The 18,289-nt window shown below is 73.2% G+C and carries 15 protein-coding genes; 8 read left to right on the forward strand and 7 right to left on the reverse strand.

Annotated features, from left to right (window positions below; genetic code table 11):
- Positions 1-193: 193 nt before the first annotated feature.
- From ACVCAH_RS09710 to ACVCAH_RS09725, 4 genes are all read left to right on the forward strand, one after another.
- The gene (locus ACVCAH_RS09710) at positions 194-754 is read left to right on the forward strand and encodes a peroxiredoxin (RefSeq protein ID WP_447135721.1); all 561 of its coding nucleotides are present in this window, start codon (positions 194-196) and stop codon (positions 752-754) included.
- A gap of 2 nt (positions 755-756) precedes the next feature.
- Positions 757-1,287, forward strand: a complete 531-nt coding sequence (locus ACVCAH_RS09715) for a carboxymuconolactone decarboxylase family protein (RefSeq protein ID WP_447135722.1) — start codon at positions 757-759, stop codon at positions 1,285-1,287.
- Positions 1,288-1,429: 142 nt separating this feature from the next.
- Positions 1,430-1,882 carry a PRC-barrel domain-containing protein gene (locus tag ACVCAH_RS09720; RefSeq protein WP_447135723.1) on the forward strand — a complete coding sequence of 151 codons (453 nt, stop codon included), beginning with the start codon at positions 1,430-1,432 and terminating at the stop codon, positions 1,880-1,882.
- A gap of 61 nt (positions 1,883-1,943) precedes the next feature.
- Positions 1,944-2,681, forward strand: coding sequence for a tyrosine-protein phosphatase (locus ACVCAH_RS09725; protein WP_447135724.1), 738 nt, complete (start codon positions 1,944-1,946; stop codon positions 2,679-2,681).
- 84 nt (positions 2,682-2,765) lie between these two features.
- On the opposite strand, the gene ACVCAH_RS09730 is transcribed toward ACVCAH_RS09725, so the two are convergent.
- Together ACVCAH_RS09730 and ACVCAH_RS09735 are read right to left on the reverse strand one after the other, a co-directional pair.
- Complete coding sequence (locus tag ACVCAH_RS09730) at positions 2,766-3,863, reverse strand: branched-chain amino acid aminotransferase (RefSeq protein WP_447135725.1); 1,098 nt, start codon at positions 3,861-3,863, stop codon at positions 2,766-2,768.
- Positions 3,864-4,033: 170 nt separating this feature from the next.
- A complete protein-coding gene (locus tag ACVCAH_RS09735) occupies positions 4,034-5,065 on the reverse strand; it encodes a 3-isopropylmalate dehydrogenase (RefSeq protein ID WP_447135726.1) in 1,032 nt (343 codons plus the stop codon).
- A gap of 152 nt (positions 5,066-5,217) precedes the next feature.
- Between ACVCAH_RS09735 and ACVCAH_RS09740 the strand changes: the two genes are divergently transcribed.
- Together ACVCAH_RS09740 and ACVCAH_RS09745 are read left to right on the forward strand one after the other, a co-directional pair.
- Complete coding sequence (locus tag ACVCAH_RS09740; RefSeq protein WP_447135727.1) at positions 5,218-6,063, forward strand: FAD:protein FMN transferase; 846 nt, start codon at positions 5,218-5,220, stop codon at positions 6,061-6,063.
- Between the two features lie 353 nt (positions 6,064-6,416).
- Positions 6,417-6,773 carry a hypothetical protein gene (locus tag ACVCAH_RS09745; protein WP_447135728.1) on the forward strand — a complete coding sequence of 119 codons (357 nt, stop codon included), beginning with the start codon at positions 6,417-6,419 and terminating at the stop codon, positions 6,771-6,773.
- A gap of 82 nt (positions 6,774-6,855) precedes the next feature.
- Here ACVCAH_RS09745 and serA read toward each other — a convergent pair whose 3' ends face one another.
- The gene (gene serA, locus ACVCAH_RS09750; protein ID WP_447135729.1) at positions 6,856-8,454 is read right to left on the reverse strand and encodes a phosphoglycerate dehydrogenase; all 1,599 of its coding nucleotides are present in this window, start codon (positions 8,452-8,454) and stop codon (positions 6,856-6,858) included.
- A 273-nt stretch (positions 8,455-8,727) separates the two neighbouring features.
- On the opposite strand from serA, the gene ACVCAH_RS09755 reads away from it, so the two are divergent.
- Positions 8,728-10,077 carry a hypothetical protein gene (locus ACVCAH_RS09755; protein WP_447135730.1) on the forward strand — a complete coding sequence of 450 codons (1,350 nt, stop codon included), beginning with the start codon at positions 8,728-8,730 and terminating at the stop codon, positions 10,075-10,077.
- A 111-nt stretch (positions 10,078-10,188) separates the two neighbouring features.
- Here the strand turns inward: ACVCAH_RS09755 and ilvC are convergent, their stop codons facing one another.
- The 4 genes from ilvC to ACVCAH_RS09775 all read right to left on the reverse strand — a co-directional run bounded on the left by ilvC (position 10,189) and on the right by ACVCAH_RS09775 (position 16,270).
- The gene (ilvC, locus tag ACVCAH_RS09760; RefSeq protein ID WP_447135731.1) at positions 10,189-11,202 is read right to left on the reverse strand and encodes a ketol-acid reductoisomerase; all 1,014 of its coding nucleotides are present in this window, start codon (positions 11,200-11,202) and stop codon (positions 10,189-10,191) included.
- 85 nt (positions 11,203-11,287) lie between these two features.
- On the reverse strand, positions 11,288-11,803 hold the full coding sequence (gene ilvN / locus ACVCAH_RS09765) for an acetolactate synthase small subunit (protein WP_447135732.1): 516 nt from the start codon (positions 11,801-11,803) through the stop codon (positions 11,288-11,290).
- Positions 11,803-13,689 carry an acetolactate synthase large subunit gene (locus ACVCAH_RS09770; RefSeq protein WP_447135733.1) on the reverse strand — a complete coding sequence of 629 codons (1,887 nt, stop codon included), beginning with the start codon at positions 13,687-13,689 and terminating at the stop codon, positions 11,803-11,805. Before ACVCAH_RS09770 ends, ilvN begins: the two co-directional genes overlap by 1 nt.
- A 232-nt stretch (positions 13,690-13,921) precedes the next feature.
- The gene (locus ACVCAH_RS09775) at positions 13,922-16,270 is read right to left on the reverse strand and encodes a putative bifunctional diguanylate cyclase/phosphodiesterase (protein ID WP_447135819.1); all 2,349 of its coding nucleotides are present in this window, start codon (positions 16,268-16,270) and stop codon (positions 13,922-13,924) included.
- A gap of 129 nt (positions 16,271-16,399) precedes the next feature.
- On the opposite strand from ACVCAH_RS09775, the gene ilvD reads away from it, so the two are divergent.
- Positions 16,400-18,247 (forward strand): dihydroxy-acid dehydratase, encoded by a 1,848-nt coding sequence (ilvD, locus tag ACVCAH_RS09780; protein ID WP_447135734.1) that lies wholly within the window; start codon positions 16,400-16,402, stop codon positions 18,245-18,247.
- Positions 18,248-18,289 lie beyond the last annotated feature (42 nt).

Consider the following 18,289-nt stretch of genomic DNA (forward strand, 5'->3'; position numbering starts at 1 on the left):
TGGGAGGCAAAATCCACATGTCGAGACGGTGACGGAGGGTCGCGATACCCCGTCCGCCTCGCACTTCGGGACAGAATCCGCCGTTCGTGATCGACTTCACAAGTCGCCCGGCCGCCACCAGCCGGAAACCCCGCTGCGGAAGTATTTGGAACTGATCCAGTTACCGGCCTCGTGCCGCTGTCAAGGAGGACCTGTGCTCACTGTCGGTGACCGCTTCCCCGAGTACGAACTCACCGCCTGCGTGTCCCTGGAGGCCGACAAGGCCTTCGAGACCATCAACCACAAGTCCCACGAGGGCCAGTGGCGGGTCGTCTTCTTCTGGCCGAAGGACTTCACCTTCATCTGCCCGACGGAGATCGCCGAGTTCGGCCGGCTCAACGGCGAGTTCGCCGACCGGGACGCCCAGGTCCTCGGCGTGTCGGTGGACAACGAGTACGTCCACTACGCCTGGCGCAAGGACCACCCGGACCTGCGCGAGCTGCCGTTCCCGATGCTCAGCGACATCAAGCGCGAGCTGACCAGCGCCTGCGGCGTGCTCGGCGAGGACGGCGTGGCCCAGCGGGCGACCTTCATCGTCGACCCGAACAACGAGATCCAGTTCGCCATGGTGACCGCCGGCTCGGTCGGCCGGAACGTCTCCGAGGTGCTGCGGGTGCTCGACGCGCTGCAGACCGACGAGCTCTGCCCGTGCAACTGGAACAAGGGCGGCGAGACCCTGGACGCCAACGCGCTCCTCGCCGGCGCCGGGGCCTGAGCATGGGCCTGGACGCGGTCAAGGCGGCTCTGCCCGAGTACGCCAAGGACATCAAGCTCAACCTCGGCTCCACCATCGGCACCAGCACGCTGAACCCGATCCAGGCCTGGGGCACCGCGCTGGCCTGCGCGGTCGCCGCGCGCAACCCGGTGGTGCTGCGGGAGATCGCCGCCGAGGCGACCGGCCATCTCAAGCCGGAGGCGGTCGAAGCGGCCAAGGGCGCCGCCGCGATCATGGCGATGAACAACATCTACTACCGGTCCAAGCACCTGATCGGCGACGAGCAGTACCAGTCGATCCCGGCCCGGCTGCGGATGCAGATCATCGCCCGGCCCGGGGTGGAGAAGGCCGACTTCGAGCTGTGGTGCCTCGCCGTCTCGGCGATCACCGGCTGCGGCGTCTGCCTGGAGTCGCACGAGAAGACACTGCGCGCCGCGGGCTTCAGCCGCGAGCAGGTGCACGAGGGGCTGCGGATCGCCGCCGTCGTGCACGCCGCCGCGGTCACCCTGGACGCGGAGGCCGCGCTGGCCTGAGCGGTCTCGTCAAGGGCCGGCCGGTCACACCGGCCGGCCCTTTTCGTGGGTACCGGACAGGTGTACCGATCTCGACACCGGGTAGGACATGGGGCTGACAGGGCACCAACCCCCGATCAGTCGAGTAGAGGAGTGAAACGCCATGGAGCGGCTCGACCCTCGAACGACCCACGGGACGCCGGACCCGCTCGTGCCCGGTGGCACCGTCATGGGCGGCACGCCCGGCGGTACCTTCGACCCGTGGCGCTACCGGGACGACGCCGGGGTGACCGGCGCCGACCTGGTGGGCTACAAGGTGGAGGCGAGTGACGGCGGCATCGGCAAGGTGGACCGGGCCAGCCACGAGGTGAATTCCAGTTACCTCGTGGTCGACACCGGTCCGTGGATCTTCGGCAAGAAGGTCATGATCCCTGCCGGCACCGTCAACCACGTCGACCACGACGAGCGGAAGGTCTACGTCGACCGGAGCAAGGACCAGATCAAGGCCGCGCCCGAGTACGACGAGACCGCCGACACCGACCCGGCCTACCGGGAGAAGCTCGGTGGTTACTACGGCGACTCGTACTCGGCCATCCCGCCGGGTACCGCCAGGTAACGGTTAATCCTGTTTGGACGGCCGGTGGGGCCGCGGCCCCACCGGCCGTTACCGTGTCAGGGTGGACGCTATCGAGGTCAACCGCCGGATCCCGTTCTCCGCCATGTTCAACTTCCGCGACGTCGGTGGCTACCCCGGCCACGACGGCAGGACGGTGCGCCCGGGACGGCTGTACCGCTCCGACTCGCTGCACCGCATCGACGAGACCGACCGGGCCGCGTTCGCCGCCCTCGGCGTCCGGACCGTCATCGACCTGCGCCGTCAGTACGAGGTGGAGCGGGACGGCCGAGTGCCCGACTTCCCCGGGCTCACCTGGCGGCACGTGCCGCCGGAGCACGCCGAGTGGGACCTGCAGCCGTACCAGCCGGGCAGCGACCTGGCCCGCTACCTCGCCGACCGGTACGCCGACCTGGCCGACACCGGCACCGCCGGGCTGGCCCGGGCGGTCGGGCTGATCGCCGACGCCGGCAACGCCCCGGTGGTGGTGCACTGCGTAGCCGGCAAGGACCGCACCGGCATCGTCTGCGCGCTGACCCTCGCCGTGCTCGGGGTCGCCGACGAGACCATCGGCGCCGACTACGCCCTCAGCACCGAGGCGGGCGAGCGGTTCCTCGCCTGGTTCGCCAGCACCGGCAAGGAGATGCGGCCGGGCCTGCCGCCGCTCACCTGCCCGGCCGAGGCCATCACGCTCTTCCTCGCCGAGCTGCGGGAGCGGCACGGGTCGGTGGAGGACTACCTGCGCCACGCCGGCGTCACGGACGCCCAGCTCGCCGCGCTCCGCGACCACCTGCTGGCGTAGCGGGCGGCGCGGACGGGCCCACCGCCGCCCACCGGAGCCCGTCGGCTGCGCGGCGACCCGCGAACGGGCCGCCGCGGCGGCGAATCAGAGGACGCGGGTGACCCAGCCGTGCGGGTCGGCGACCTTGCCGCGCTGGAGGTCGACCAGCTGCTGGCGCAGGGCCATGGTGACCCGCCCCGGCTCGCCGCCGCCGACCAGGAACTCGCCGTCCGGGAACCGGACCTCCCCGATCGGGGTGATCACGGCCGCGGTGCCGCAGGCGAAGACCTCGCGCAACCGGCCGCTGGCCGCGTCCGCCTGCCAGTCGGCGAAGGTCACCGGGCGCTCCTCGACCCGGTGCCCGGCCTCGGCGGCCAGGGTGAGCACCGACTCCCGGGTGATGCCGGGCAGGATGGTGCCGGTCAGCGGCGGGGTGACCAGGGTGTCGTCGTCGTAGACGAAGAAGACGTTCATGCCGCCCAGCTCGTCGACGAACCGGCGCTCCACCGCGTCGAGGAAGACCACCTGGTCGCAGCCGTGCTCGATGGCCTCCGCCTGGGCGACCAGCGAGGCGGCGTAGTTGCCGCCGCACTTCGCCGCGCCGGTGCCGCCGGGTGCGGCCCGGGTGTAGTCCGGCGAGACCCAGACCTTGACCGGCGTGACGCCGCCGGCGAAGTACGCCCCGACCGGCGAGGCGATCAGCACGTAGAGGTATTCGTTGGCCGGCCGGACGCCGAGGAACACCTCGCTGGCGAACATGAACGGCCGCAGGTAGAGGCTGCCGTCCTCACCCTCCGGGATCCATTCCCGGTCGATCTCGATCAGCCGGTGCAGCGAGTCGACGAACGCCTGCGGCGGCAGCGGCGGCATCGCCATCCGCTGGGCCGAGGCCACGAACCGGGCGGCGTTGGCCTCCGGCCGGAACATGGTCACCCCGCCGTCGGCGGTGCGGTAGGCCTTCAGCCCCTCGAAGATCTCCTGCGCGTAGTGCAGCACGGCACTGGCCGGGTCCATCGGGATGGGGCCGCGGGCCTCGACCCGGGCGTCGTACCAGCCCTTGCCGTCGGCGTACCGGATGGTCACCATGTGGTCGGTGAAGACCCGGCCGAACCCGGGGTTGGCCAGCAGGGCGGCCCGGTCGGCGGCGGATACCGGCGCGGGATTCGGACGGATCTCGAAGTCGAGCTTGTCACCACCGCTCATCGCGCTGACCTCCCTGCGGGACAACGGCATGCGGGACCGCACGCCGGAGAAACTGGTGCCAGAAACTTACCCCGAACGGTCGTTCAGCGGGTAGCGCCGCCCGGGCGTACCGGGGCGGCCGAACCGGTCGGCGTGCGCGGCGGCCAACGGGCGGCGCGCGGCGGCTCCGTTCAGGAGGCGGCGTAGGCCGCCAGCCGGTCGCCCACCTCGGCGGTGCGCAGCGGTACGCCCGGCGTCCGCGCGGCCAGCTCCTGAGCCACCGCGGCGGTGACCCGGGCCGCGGCGTCGGCGTGGCCGAGCTGGTCGAGCAGCAGGGCGGCGGAGAGCACCGCCGCCACCGGGTCGGCGACGCCGCGCCCGGCGATGTCCGGTGCCGAGCCGTGCACCGGCTCGAACATCGACGGGTACGTCCCGTCGGGGTTGATGCTGCCGCTGGCGGCCAGCCCGATGCCGCCGGTGACCGCGGCGGCGATGTCGGTGAGGATGTCGCCGAAGAGGTTGTCGGTGACCACCACGTCGTAGCGCTGGGGCTGGGTGACCAGGAACATCGCGGCCGCATCGACGTGCTGGTACTCGGTGGTCACGTCCGGGTGCTCGGCGGCGACCGCCTCGAACGCGCGGGCCCAGAGCGAACCGGCGTGGGTGAGCACGTTCGTCTTGTGCACCAGGGTGACCTTGCGCCGCTCCCGGCGCGCGGCCCGGGCGAAGGCGTCGCGGATCACCCGCTCCACCCCGTGCCGGGTGTTCAGGCTCTCCTCGGTGGCGATCTCAGCCGGGGTCCCCCGGTGCAGCGCGCCGCCGGCGCCGGCGTAGAGGCCCTCGGTGCCCTCGCGCACCACGACGAGGTCGACCTCGCCGGGCTTCACGGTGGCCAGCGGGCCGGGCACGCCGGGCCAGAGCCGCGACGGGCGGAGGTTGACGTACTGGTCGAAGGCGAACCGGAGCTTGAGCAGCAGGCCCCGCTCCAACACGCCGGGCGGGACGCTCGGGTCGCCGACCGCGCCGAGCAGGATGGCGTCGTGCCCCGCCAGCTCGGTCAGCACCGACTCGGGGAGCACCTCGCCGGTGCGGTGGTAGCGGGCCGCCCCGAGGTCGTACTCGGTCGCCGCCACCCCGGGCAGCACGGCGTCGATGACCTTGCGGGCCTGGGCGACCACCTCGGGTCCGATCCCGTCACCGGCCACCACCGCGATCCGTGCCACGTCCTGTGCTCCTTCGCCTCGACGTCGCCCCGACGGTACGTCGCCGTCCCGTCTCCCGGTACGCATCTTCCAGTATCCGGGAAACGGCGATGCACAGGAGGCTCCCAGGTGGGATTCATGGTGCGGTCAACTCCGCTGGTTAGCGTGGCGCCATGCGGATCGACCAGCAGCCCCGAACCCGCTGGGTGGACCAGTCGGCCTTCTCCAGCCGCCGCCCGGACCTGCGACTCGGCCCGCGGAGCCCGCGGCTCGACCGGTCCGACACGGTGACCGGCGGTCGGATCGCCGTCCAGCACACCGTACGCACCTCCACCGCGGAGTACTCGCTGCTGCTCAACGCCCCGGAGTGGCTCGGCCGCCGGAACGTCGGCGAGGCGCTGCGGGACGCGGTCGCCGAACTGCGCGCGATCGACCTCACCTACGGCCCCAACCGACCGGAGAGCCTGGTCTCCCGGCTGCGCCGGGGTGAGATCAGCCCCGAGTCGTACCCGCCGCTGGCCGACCTGGTGGACCGGTGCGCCGCGATGCGGGCGGCCACCGACGGCTGGTTCGACGCCTGGGCGGTGCCCGGCGGCTTCGACCCCGGCGGCCTGCTCGGCGGGTGGGCGGTGGAGCGGGCGGCGGCCCGGCTGCGCGCCGCCGGCATCCACGACTACGCCGTGCTCACCGGCGCCGACCTGGTGGTACGCGGGCGCGCCCCGCACGGCGGCCCGTGGCGGGTGGCGGTGCACCACCCCACCGACCGGCACCGGGCGCCGCTCGTGCTGGAGATGACCGCGGGGGCGGTCGGCACCTCCGGGGTGACCGGCCGGCAGGGGCACGTGGTGGATCCGCACACCGGGGAACCGGCCGACCAACTGGTGGCGGCAACCGTCGTCGGACCGGATCTCGCGGTGGCCGACGCGTACGCCACCGCGCTCTACGCCGCCGGCCCCGCCGGGCTGGCCTGGTTCGGCAGCGGCTCGGACTATCGCCCGCTCTTCGCCCACCGCCGCTGAGCCCGTTCTGCGCCCGCCGGCGCTGAGCCCGGCCCCGCCCACCGCGGCGGACCGACGCGCGATCGGCCCCCACGGCCGCGGCAACGACCGTGGAGGCCGGTCAGCGACGAGTGCGCGTGGCTCGCGCAATCGAGGGGTGCGGGCCGGTCGGGCCGGAACGTCGACCTCGCCACCCGAAGACGGGCCGACGCCGCGAGCTCGGCCAGTGACCGCACAGGTACGCTAGCGAATCGACGCAACTCGACGCAAGAGTCTCCACAGCGGACCGTCGTGGCAGGAGTGTGGCAACTCGGGAACCCACCTGCGGCGGGGCAGTTTCGACATGGTGAACGACTGATGGCACGCTGTGCGCCGTGAGTTTCGATCTGAGCGTGTGGGCCCTGGCGGACGGGGCGACACCCGAGGACGTCCGGGCCGCGGTGCAGCGGTGCCGGCAGGGACAGCACCTGGACCGGCACCCGGACCCGCGGGTCGTGGGCTTCTACCGGGCGATCACCGCCTCGTATCCGGACCGGCACCCCGGCCCGGACACCCCGTGGGCGGTCAGCCCGCTGCACGCGGCGCACGACCACGTCGAGCTGAACCTGCACCCGACCTGCGAGGACCAGGTGCTGCTCGACATCGAGCGGCTGGCCGGCGAGCACGGGCTGATGCTCTTCGACGCGCAGGACGGCACGGTCTACCCGCCCCCGGCGCGACTGAACACCTGAGCGCCCGGCCGGTACGAGGGCCGCTCGACGTACGACGGGGGGCCCGGCGATCCGCCGGGCCCCCCGTCGTCGTGCCCGCGGGCTACTCGTCGCGCAGGTCGGCGGCGCTGGCCGCGACCGCCCCGATCGACTCGGCGGCCGAGGTGAGCAGGTCGGCGCCGAGCGCCTGGTCGACGGTGAGCGTCATCAGCGTCTCGCCGCCGGCCTCCCGGCGGGCCACCTGCATCGCCGCGATGTTGATGCCGGCCTCGCCGAGCAGCGTGCCGACGGTGCCGACCACGCCCGGTCGGTCGACGTAGCGCAGGAAGAGCAGGATGCCCTCGGCGCCGATCTCCACGTCGAAGCCGTCGACCTCGGTGAGCTTGATGATGTCCCGGGTGCCGGCGGTCGTCACCGTGCCCGAGACGCTGACCGTGCGGCCGTCCGGCAGCGCGCCGCGGACGGTGACCAGGTTGGGGTGGTCGGCCGTCTCGGCCTGGGTGGTCAGGGTGACCTCGACGCCGCGCTCGGCGGCCAGGTGCGGCGCGTTGACGTAGGTGACCTGCTCCTCGACGACCGAGCTGAACAGCCCCTTGGTGGCGGCGAGCTTGAGCACCGAGACGTCGTGGTTGACGATCTCGCCGCGGACCTCGACGGTGACGCTGGCGGCGATCCCGCCGGCGACGGCGGTGAAGGCCCGGCCCAGCTTCTCGGCCAGCGGCAGCAGCGGCCGGACGTCCTCGGCGACCACGCCGCCGGCCTGCACGTTCACCGCGTCCGGCACGAACTCGCCCTGCAGCGCCAGCTTGACGCTCTTGGCCACGGCCAGCCCGGCCTTGTCCTGCGCCTCGTGGGTGGAGGCGCCCAGGTGCGGGGTGGCCACCACGTTGTCGAAGGCGAACAGCGGCGAGGAGGTGCACGGCTCCTTGGCGTAGACGTCGACGCCGGCGCCGGCGACCCGGCCCTCGGCGATCGCGTCGGCCAGGGCCTGCTCGTCGACCAGACCGCCCCGGGCCGCGTTGACGATCCGCACGCCCGGCTTGACCAGGGTCAGCTCCTTCTCGCTGATCAGACCGACGGTCTCCGGGGTCTTCGGCAGGTGGATGGAGATGAAGTCGCTCTCCCGCAGCAGCTCCTCCAGACCGACCAGGCGGACGCCGAGCTGCGCCGCGCGGGCCGGCTGGATGTACGGGTCGTACGCGATCAGCCGGGTGCCGAAGGCGGCGATCCGCTGGGCGAAGAGCACGCCGATGCGCCCGAGGCCGACCACGCCGACGGTCTTGCCCTGGATCTCCACGCCGGTGTACTTGGACCGCTTCCACTCCCCCGCCTTCAGCGCGGCACTGGCGCTGGCGGTGTTCCGGGCCACCGCCAGCAGCAGCGCGACGGCCTGCTCGGCGGCGGAGACGATGTTGGAGGTGGGGGCGTTGACGACCATGACGCCGCGGGCCGTGGCGGCGGGCACCTCGACGTTGTCCAGCCCGACGCCGGCCCGGGCGACGACCTTCAGTCGCGGCGCCGCGGCGATCGCCTCGGCGTCGATCTGGGTCGCGCTGCGCACGATGACGGCGTCGGCCTCGGAGAGCGCCGAGAGCAGGGCCGGGCGGTCGGTGCCGTCGACGTGGCGGACGTCGAAGTCGTGGGCGAGCACCTCGATGGCGGCGGGGGCGAGTTCTTCGGCGATCAGTACGACAGGAGTCATTGGTCCTCGTAGATGTCGTCAGAGCGGTCGGCCGGGCTGCCGGACGCTGCACTGCGCCCCGCGTTGATCCGTGCCTTTTGCCGTCAGGTGCCGGCTACGCACCTACCCGCGATCGTAGGGGGCCGGCCGGCCGGCATGTCGCGGACCGTGGGGTGAGTGCCCTCACAACCGGCGGTGACCGTCCGGTGAACGCCGGGCGGCGCCCGTTGTAGCGCTGATGCCTTGTTCCTCCCCGGTACAACGGAGCCAGCATCTCCCGGGGAGGAGCCGCCCGTGCCGCTCGCCGTTCGCATCGCGCTGCTCCGCCGGCTGGCCCGGCTGGACTTCTGGCACTTCGGCCCGGCCCTCGCTGAGGCGTTGGTCACCCGGTCCCGGCAGGTGAGCATCCGGCGCCGCTTCGTGGCCCGGCGCACCGCCGCCGGCGAGGAGGCGATCGCGCTCTACCGCCGCCTCGACCGGGAACGACCCGACCGGTACCGGATCGGGCTCGCCCGGGCCCTGGTCGCGCGGAGCTGGGTGCCCGACGACGAGACAGCCGGCTCCGCCATCGCGCGCGGCCGGGAGGCGGTCGCGTACCTCGAGGACGCCACCGACCGCGACGCGCTCAGCGTCCTCGCCGAAGCCCGGTTGCTGGTCGCCGCGATGCTCTCCGACACCGGGGCGGCACGGGAGGCCCTGCCGCTGGCCGTGAAGGCCCGGTCGACCTGGCTGCGCTGCGCGCCGCTCCGCGTTCGGGAGCAGGTGGCACTCGGTCGCACGCTGGCCTTGATCGGCGACTGCCGGGAGGCGCTGGACCGGCCGGCCGAGGCGCTCACCGCCCGGCAGGAGGCGGTCGACCTCTACCAGCGGCTGTCGCTGCTGCACCAGGCGCGGTGGACGCCGGCTCGACTCCACGCGGCGGAGGGGCTCGCCCGCTCGCTGGCCGCCGCGGAACGCTGGACCGAGGCCCTGAAGATCATCGACGACGCCCGCGACGAACTGGGCTTCTGGGTCCGTTGGGAGCCGCTGCGGGCACGCCCGCGGCTGGGCGGGATGCTCCGGGTGGCGGCCGAGTGCCGGGAGGCGCTCGGCGACCCCGGGGCGGCCCGGGAGGATGCCGAGGAGGCGGCCCGGCACTTCCGGTGGCTGCTCGACGCGCGGCCCGGCCGGTACGACGACCGGCTGGCCTTCGCCCTGCACACCCTCGCCGTCCGGCTAGCCCGCGCCGGCCGGCGGGACGAGGCGATCGAGCGGCTCCGGGAGGCGGTCGAGGTGTCCCGGGGCGCATCCGGCGACGCGCTGGTTCCGGCACTGGCCTGGCTCTCCGACCTGTTGCACGCGGGTGGAGACCGCAACGAGGCGGACGAGCTGCTGGCGGAGGCCGTCGAGTGGTGCCGGCACCTCGCCCGAAAGCGGCCGGAGGCGTACCGGCACCGGCTGGCCGCGGTGCTCGCCGTGCGGTGCCGGCGGCTGGTGGACAGCGGGCGGCCGGCAGCCGCGCTGGCCCCCGGGCAGGAGGCGGTCGAGCTGGCCGAGGCGCAGGCCGGGGCGGACGAGCGCTACCGCCGCCTGCTGGACGACTGCCGGTCCTGCTACGACCTGGCGGTCGCCGCCGTCGACCGCTCCCGCCGTACCGAGCCGTGAGAGTCGGCCGGACTCCCGACGGCCCCGGCCGGGCGCCGGGGAGAGCGCCGGGTCGGGGCCGCCGGTGCGGAGCCCGGTCGTGCGGGACGACCGGGCACCGCGGGGAAAGCGTCAGGCGGTCTCGGTGATCGGGCGGTCGACCCAGCTCATCATGCCGCGCAGCTTCCGGCCGGTCTCCTCGATCGGGTGCGCCGCGCCCTCGGCCCGCCACTTGGCGAAGTTGGGCCGGCCGGCGTCGTCCTCGGCGATCCACTCGCGGGCGAACTCGCCGGACTGGATCTCGGAGAGGATCTTGCGCATCTCCTCCTTGACCCGGGCGTCGATGACCCGCGGGCCCCGGGAGAGGTCGCCGTACTCGGCGGTGTCGGAGACGCTGTAGCGCATCCGGGCGATGCCGCCCTCGTACATCAGGTCGACGATGAGCTTCAGCTCGTGCAGGCACTCGAAGTAGGCGACCTCGGGGGCGTAGCCGGCCTCGGTGAGCACCTCGAAACCGGTCTGCACCAGGGCCGCCGCGCCGCCGCAGAGCACCGCCTGCTCGCCGAAGAGGTCGGTCTCGGTCTCCTCGGTGAAGGTGGTCCGGATCGCGCCGGCGCGGGTGCCGCCGATGCCCTTCGCGTACGACAGGGCGAGCGCGAAGGCCGAGCCGGAGGCGTCCTGCTCGACCGCGACCAGGCACGGCACGCCCTTGCCGTCGGCGTACTGGCGGCGGACCAGGTGGCCCGGGCCCTTCGGGGCCACCATCGCCACGTCGACGTCGGCCGGCGGCTTGATCAGGTCGTACCGGATGTTGAAGCCGTGCCCGAAGAGGAGCGCCTTGCCCGGGGCGAGGTTGGGCGCGATCGACTCGGCGTACAGGCTGCGCTGCACCGTGTCCGGCGCGAGCAGCATGATCACGTCGGCCTCGGCCGCCGCCTCGGCCGGGGTGACCACCCGCAGGCCCTGTTCCTCGGCCTTGACCCGGCTCTTCGAGCCGGTCGGCAGACCGATCACCACGTCGACCCCGGAGTCCCGCAGCGACAGCGCGTGGGCGTGGCCCTGGCTGCCGTAGCCGATCACCGCGACCTTCTTGGCCTGGATCAGGCCGAGGTCGGCGTCGTCGTCGTAGTACACCTCAACGCTCATGACTTCCCTTTCGTACGGCGGCCCGGGCGGCCCGTCGTGGATCGTGCGGCTGGATGGGCGGCCCGCGGGGCCGCCCGGCGGGTGGTCAGGCGGCCCGCAACGCCGGCCCGGCGGTGATCGAACGCGAGCCGCGCCCGATCGCCACCAGCCCGGACTGGACCATTTCCTTGATTCCGAAGGGTTCGAGGTCGCGCAGCAGCGCGTCGAGCTTGTCCGGGGTGCCGGTGGCCTCGATGGTCAGCGTGTCCGGCGCCACGTCGACCACCCGGGCCCGGAACAGGCTGACCGTCTCCAGCACCTGGGCCCGGGCCGTGCGGTCGGCCCGCACCTTGACCAGCAGCAGTTCCCGGGCCACCGAGACCTGCGGGTCCAGCTCGACGATCTTGAGTACGTTCACCAGCTTGTTGAGCTGCTTGGTGACCTGCTCCAGCGGGGAGGACTCGGCGTTGACCACGATGGTGATCCGGGAGACGTCCGGGTTCTCCGTCTCGCCGACGGCGAGGCTGTCGATGTTGAACCCGCGCCGGGAGAAGAGGCCGGAGACCCGGGCCAGGACACCCGGCTTGTTCTCCACCAGCACCGAAAGCGTGTGCATCGTCATCAGATGTCATCCTCGTCGAAGACCGGGCGGACGCCGCGGGCGAACATGATCTCGTCGTTGCTGGTGCCGGCGGCGACCATCGGCCACACCATGGCGTCCTTGCCGACCACGAAGTCGATGACCACCGGGGCGTCGTTGATGGCCATCGCGGCCTCGATGGTCTTGTCGACGTCCTCGGCCGTCTCGCAGCGCAGCCCGACGCAGCCGAGCGCCTCGGCGAGCTTCACGAAATCGGGGATCCGGTGCTTGTGGGTGCCGAGGTCGGTGTTGGAGTAGCGCTCCCCGTAGAAGAGGGTCTGCCACTGCCGCACCATGCCGAGGTTGCCGTTGTTGATCAGGGCGATCTTGACCGGGATGCCCTCCAGCGCGCAGGTGGCCAACTCCTGGTTGGTCATCTGGAAGCAGCCGTCGCCGTCCACCGCCCAGACCACCGTGTCGGGCTTGCCCACCTTGGCGCCCATCGCCGCCGGCACCGCGTAGCCCATGGTGCCGAGGCCGCCGGAGTTCAACCAGGTGTACGGCTTCTCGTAGGAGATGAACTGCGAGGCCCACATCTGGTGCTGGCCGACGCCGGCCACGTAGATGGCCTCCGGGCCGGCGATCTCGCCCAGCCGCTTGATCACGTACTGCGGGGAGAGGGTGCCGTCGGCCGGCTCCTCGTAGCCCAGCGGGTAACGCTTGCGCAGGTCGTCGAGCTGGGTCCACCAGTCGGCCAGGTCGACGCCGCGGCCGGCCGCCTGCTCCGTCGTCACCGCCGTGATCAGCTCGTCGATCACGTGCCGGGCATCGCCGACGATCGGCACGTCGGCGTGCCGGTTCTTGCCGATCTCGGCCGGGTCGATGTCGGCGTGCACCACGGTGGCGTCCGGGGCGAAGGAGTCCAGCTTGCCGGTGACCCGGTCGTCGAACCGCGCGCCGAGGGCCACGATCAGGTCGGCCTTCTGCAACCCGTAGACCGCGGCGACCGTGCCGTGCATGCCCGGCATGCCGAGGTGCTGGGAGTGCGAGTCGGGGAACGCGCCGAGCGCCATCAGGGTGGTGACCACCGGGATGCCGGTCAGCTCGGCCAGCCGGCGCAGCCCCTCGGTGGCGCCGGCCTTGAGCACGCCGCCGCCGACGTAGAGCACCGGTCGCCGGGCGCCGGTCATCAGGCGGGCCGCCTCCCGGATCTGCTTGCCGTGCGGGTGCAGGGTCGGCCGGTAGCCGGGCAGGTCCAGCGCCGGCGGCCAGGCGAAGGTGGTGGCCGACTGGAGGACGTCCTTGGGGATGTCGACCAGCACCGGCCCGGGCCGACCGGTGGCCGCCAGGTGGAACGCCTCGGCCAGCACCCGGGGGATCTCGTCGGCGCTCTGCACCAGGAAGTTGTGCTTGGTGATCGGCAGGGTGATGCCCTGGATGTCCGCCTCCTGGAAGGCGTCCGTGCCGATCGACGGCCGGGCCACCTGGCCGGTGATCGCGACCACCGGCACCGAGTCCATGTACGCGTCGGCGATCGGGGTGACCAGGTTGGTCGCGCCGGGACCGGAGGTGGCGATGCAGACGCCGACCTTCCCGGTGGCCTGCGCGTAGCCGGTCGCCGCGTGCCCGGCGCCCTGCTCGTGCCGGACCAGGATGTGCCGGACCGTGGAGTCGTAGAGCGGGTCGTAGGCGGGCAGGATCGCCCCGCCCGGGATGCCGAAGACGACGTCCACACCGAGCGCCTCGAGGGAGCGCACCAGCGAACCGGCGCCGGAGACCTGGGCCGGGGCGGGTGTGCGTACCCCCGGGACCGCCGGGGTGGCCGCGGAGCGGGCGGCGCCGGCGTGGTCGGCGTCGCTCGCCGGCTCGGCGGCCGTGCGCGCCCGCCGGGCGGAGTGGGCGAGTGTCTCTGGCGTGGGTCTCGTCATGGCGGTTCAGGCCTTCGGCTGGAGTGGGTGCGGCTCAACAGATGAGTGGAACGCGGGCGAGGCCCGCTCCGACGGGTTTCGATGGCAACAAAAAAGCCCTCGTGCAGGATGCACGGGGCCAGCGCACTCTCAGCGGTGGAGAGTGCGCTCAGGTAAGTACTCGCAGCGACCGGGACATGTGGTCAAGCCTGACGCATCTCACGCGATGAGTCAACTGATCCCACATGTTGGTTCACGGATCGCGGCGCGTCGCCCCCGACGCGCCCGGGACACCCGGCCCGACCTGCCCGGACGCGGTCTGCGCGGGGCGCGGAGCGGGTGGCCGGACCGCCCCGACGACCGGCGGAGCCGGGAACGGTGCCGGCGGCCGCGCCGGGCGGGCGCCGGGCGAGGTGGCCGCCTCCAGCATCGCCTCCAGGTGCTCGGCGGGGACGCCCCAGCCACAGAGCGCGCCCTGGCCGAAGCGGCAGCCGGCGGCGACCACCGCGGCCAGCTCCGTCGGCGTGGTCACCCCCTCGGCGATCACCTCCAGGCCGAGCTGGTGGCCCAGCCGCATCACGATGTCGACCATCGGCGCGAACGCCGGACCGTCCCGCCCCACCGGCCGGACCGGCTCGTGCTCGGCGACCAGGCTGTGGTCGATCTTGAGGATGTCGATCGGCAGGCGGCGCAGCTGCCCGAGCGACGAGTAGCCGGCGCCGAAGTCGTCCAGCGCGATCCGGACCCCGGTCAGCCGCAGCGCGGTCAGCCGCCGGATCAGCTCGTCGAGGTCGGTGGCCACGGCGTGCTCGGTGACCTCCAGCACCAGCCGCTGCGGCGGGACGTGGTGGGCGCGCAGCGCCTCGGCCACCTGGACCACGTATTCCGGGGCGTGCAGCTCGCGGGGCGAGACGTTCACCGACACCCACACGTCGTGGCCGTCGGCCAGCCAGCGGGAGAGCTGGTGGCAGGCCTGGTGCAGCACCCAGGCGCCGAGCCTGGCGATCATCCCGCACTCCTCGGCCAGCGGGATGAACTCGTCGGGGCGCACGTTGCCCAGCTGCGGGTGGCGCCAGCGCAGCAGCGCCTCGGCGCCGACCGGGCGTACCGAGGGCAGCGAGGCCACCGGCTGGAACACCAGCCGCAGCTCGTCGCGCTCGATCGCGCCGCGCAGCTCGTGTTCGAGCGTGGTACGCCGGCGCAGCAACTGGTCGTACGCCGCGTCGTAGCGCTCGATCCGGTTCTTGCCGCGCTGCTTGGCGTAGCGCAGCGCCAGGTCGGCGTGGCGCTGCAGCAGCTCCACGTCCGGGTTGCCGGCCCAGCCCGCCAGCCCGATGCTCACCGAGAGGAAGACCGGCCCCTCGGGCTGGTCGTAGGCGCGGCCGAGCACGCCGAGCAGCCGCTCGGCGACCCGGTCCGCGTCGGCCGGCAGGCCGTGCAGCAGCACCGCGAACTCGTCCCCGCCGAGCCGGGCCGCCACGTCGCCCGGGCGCAGGTTGCCGCGCAACCGCCGGCCCACCTCGGCCAGCACCGCGTCGCCCACGTCGTGGCCGCGCATGTCGTTGACGTTCTTGAAGCCGTCCAGGTCGAGGCCGAGCAGCACGCACGGGGCGCCGGCCTCGGCGCAGCGGTGCAGCGCGCGTAGCAGCCCGCGCCGGTTGGCCAGCCCGGTGAGCGCGTCGGTGTGCGCCAGCTCGCGGAAGTGCGCCTCGCGCTCGGCCAGCCGGCCGGCGTAGCCGCGCATGTCGTGCAGCGTCAGGTACTGCCGGGCCACCATGGCGAACCCCACCACGGTGCCGCCGGCGACGGCGAGCGCGTCGAACCGGCCGTCCTGCAGCAGGTGGTAGATCGCGGAGGCCGCCATGGCGAGCATCGGGAGCAGGGCGTACTCGCCGTCGCGACGGATCAGGTCCGGGCCGACCTCGGCCGGCGGATCGACCCGGCGGACCGCCAGCGCGGCGGTGAGCGCGCCGCCGCCGAGCACCGCCGCCGAGGCCAACGCCGTCGCCGGCCCGGCCCGGCAGAGACCGGTCGCCAGCCCCAGCCCGCCACAGGTGACCGCGATGACCCCGGCGCCGGCCGCGACGAGCCGCGCGCGTGGAGCCGGGGCGCGGATCACCACGATCAGGGCCAGCCCCGCGCTCAGCGCGGCGCTGACGGTGGCGATCAGGATCGGCGGGCAGGCCACCGGGGTGGCGTCACCCAGCACCCGGGTCGGTTCGGTGCAGAGCACCCAGCCGACGAACCAGAACGCGGTCGCCATGATCAGCCCGTCGAGGGCCAGCCGGGTAGCCGCCGCCACGGTCGGGACGATGCCCGGCAGCCGGAACAGCCCGGCGCAGAAGAGCAGCCCGGCGACCGCGGTGCCGACCGACACCACGGTGGCCCAGTCGGTGCGGGCGCCCTGCTCGTGCTCCCAGTGCGCGGCCGCACCGGACACCGCCGTCAGCCCGGTCAGCACGGTGCCCAGCGCCACCGCGCCGGCCGGGGCGAACAGCAGGTGGGCCTGCCGGTGCGGCGCCGGCCGGCCCCGGGCGGCGGCGGTCAGCAGCGCGACGGCCGAGGCGGTCACGAGCCCGCTCAGCACCGCTACCGCGACCATGCCCGGGGGGAGATGCACGTTCTCAACTGTGCCGGATGAGCGCCCCCCGTGGGGGACCGGGTGTGCATCTGTTGGGACACGTCGTACACGCCCACCGGCGGTCGCGCCGGCGGTGCCAGACTGGTAGTCATGCCTGAGCTGCGGTCGAAGACCTCCACGCACGGTCGGACGATGGCCGGCGCCCGGGCCCTCTGGCGGGCCACCGGGATGACCGACGACGACTTCGGCAAGCCGATCGTCGCCATCGCCAACAGTTTCACCCAGTTCGTACCCGGTCACGTGCACCTCAAGGACCTCGGCGGCCTGGTGGCGGACGCGGTGGCCGAGGCCGGCGGCGTGGGGCGGGAGTTCAACACCATCGCGGTCGACGACGGCATCGCCATGGGGCACGGCGGCATGCTCTACTCGCTGCCCAGCCGGGAGTTGATCGCCGACGCGGTGGAATACATGGTCAACGCGCACTGCGCGGACGCCCTGGTCTGCATCTCGAACTGCGACAAGATCACTCCGGGCATGCTGCTGGCCGCGCTGCGGCTGAACATCCCCACCGTCTTCGTCTCCGGCGGCCCGATGGAGGCCGGCAAGACGGTGGCGATCGAGGGCGTGGTGCACTCCAAGATCGACCTGATCGACGCGATGATCGCCTCCTCCAACGAGGCGGTCACCGACGACCAGCTCGGCGCCATCGAGCGGTCGGCCTGCCCGACCTGCGGCTCCTGCTCGGGCATGTTCACCGCCAACTCGATGAACTGCCTGACCGAGGCGATCGGGCTGGCGCTGCCGGGCAACGGCTCGACGCTGGCCACCCACGCCGCGCGCCGGTCCCTCTTCGTCGAGGCCGGGCGCACCGTCGTGGAGATCGCCAAGCGGTGGTACGACGGCGACGACGCCTCGGTGCTACCCCGCGCGATCGCCAACCGGGCCGCGTTCGAGAACGCGGTGGCCCTGGACGTGGCGATGGGCGGCTCGACCAACACGATCCTGCACCTGCTCGCCGCCGCCCGCGAGGCCGAGCTGGACTTCGGCGTGGCCGACATCGACGCCATCTCCCGCCGGGTGCCCTGCCTGGCCAAGGTCGCGCCGAACTCGCCGCAGTACCACATGGAGGACGTGCACCGGGCCGGCGGCATCCCGGCCATCCTCGGCGAGCTGGACCGGGCCGGGCTGCTCAACCGGGAGGTGCACGCCGTGCACTCCCCCACCTTGACGCGGTGGCTGGCCGACTGGGACGTCCGGGGCGGCTCGGCGACGCCGGAGGCGGTCGAGCTGTTCCACGCCGCGCCGGGCGGGGTGCGCACCACCGAGCCGTTCTCCACCACCAACCGCTGGTCGTCGCTGGACACCGACCCGGCCGGCGGCTGCGTGCGGGACCGCGAGCACGCGTACTCCGCCGACGGCGGCCTGGCCATCCTGCACGGCAACCTGGCGCCGGACGGCTGCGTGGTGAAGACCGCCGGGGTGCCCGAGGAGTGCCTGACCTTCCGCGGTCCGGCCAAGGTCTACGAGTCCCAGGACGCGGCCGTCGAGGCGATCCTCAACAAGCAGGTCGTCGCCGGCGACGTGGTGGTGATCCGCTACGAGGGGCCGAAGGGCGGCCCGGGCATGCAGGAGATGCTCTACCCCACCTCGTTCCTCAAGGGCCGGGGTCTGGGCCGGGCCTGCGCGCTGCTCACCGACGGGCGGTTCTCCGGCGGTACCTCCGGGCTCTCCATCGGGCACGTCTCCCCCGAGGCGGCCTCCGGCGGGCTGATCGCGCTGGTGCAGGAGGGCGACGAGATCGTCATCGACATCCCAGGCCGCTCGATCGAGCTGAACGTCCCGGAGGACGTGCTCCAGGCCCGCCGGGTCGCCGAGGAGAAGCGGGACCGTCCGTACACCCCGACCGACCGGCAGCGGCCGGTCTCGGCGGCGCTGCGGGCGTACGCCTCGATGGCCACCTCGGCCAGCGACGGCGCCTACCGCCGGGTCCCGGAGTAGCCACCCCCACGCCACTCCCCGGCGCCGGTAGGGTCCGGCGTC

The organism is Micromonospora sp. LZ34 (assembly GCF_052981855.1).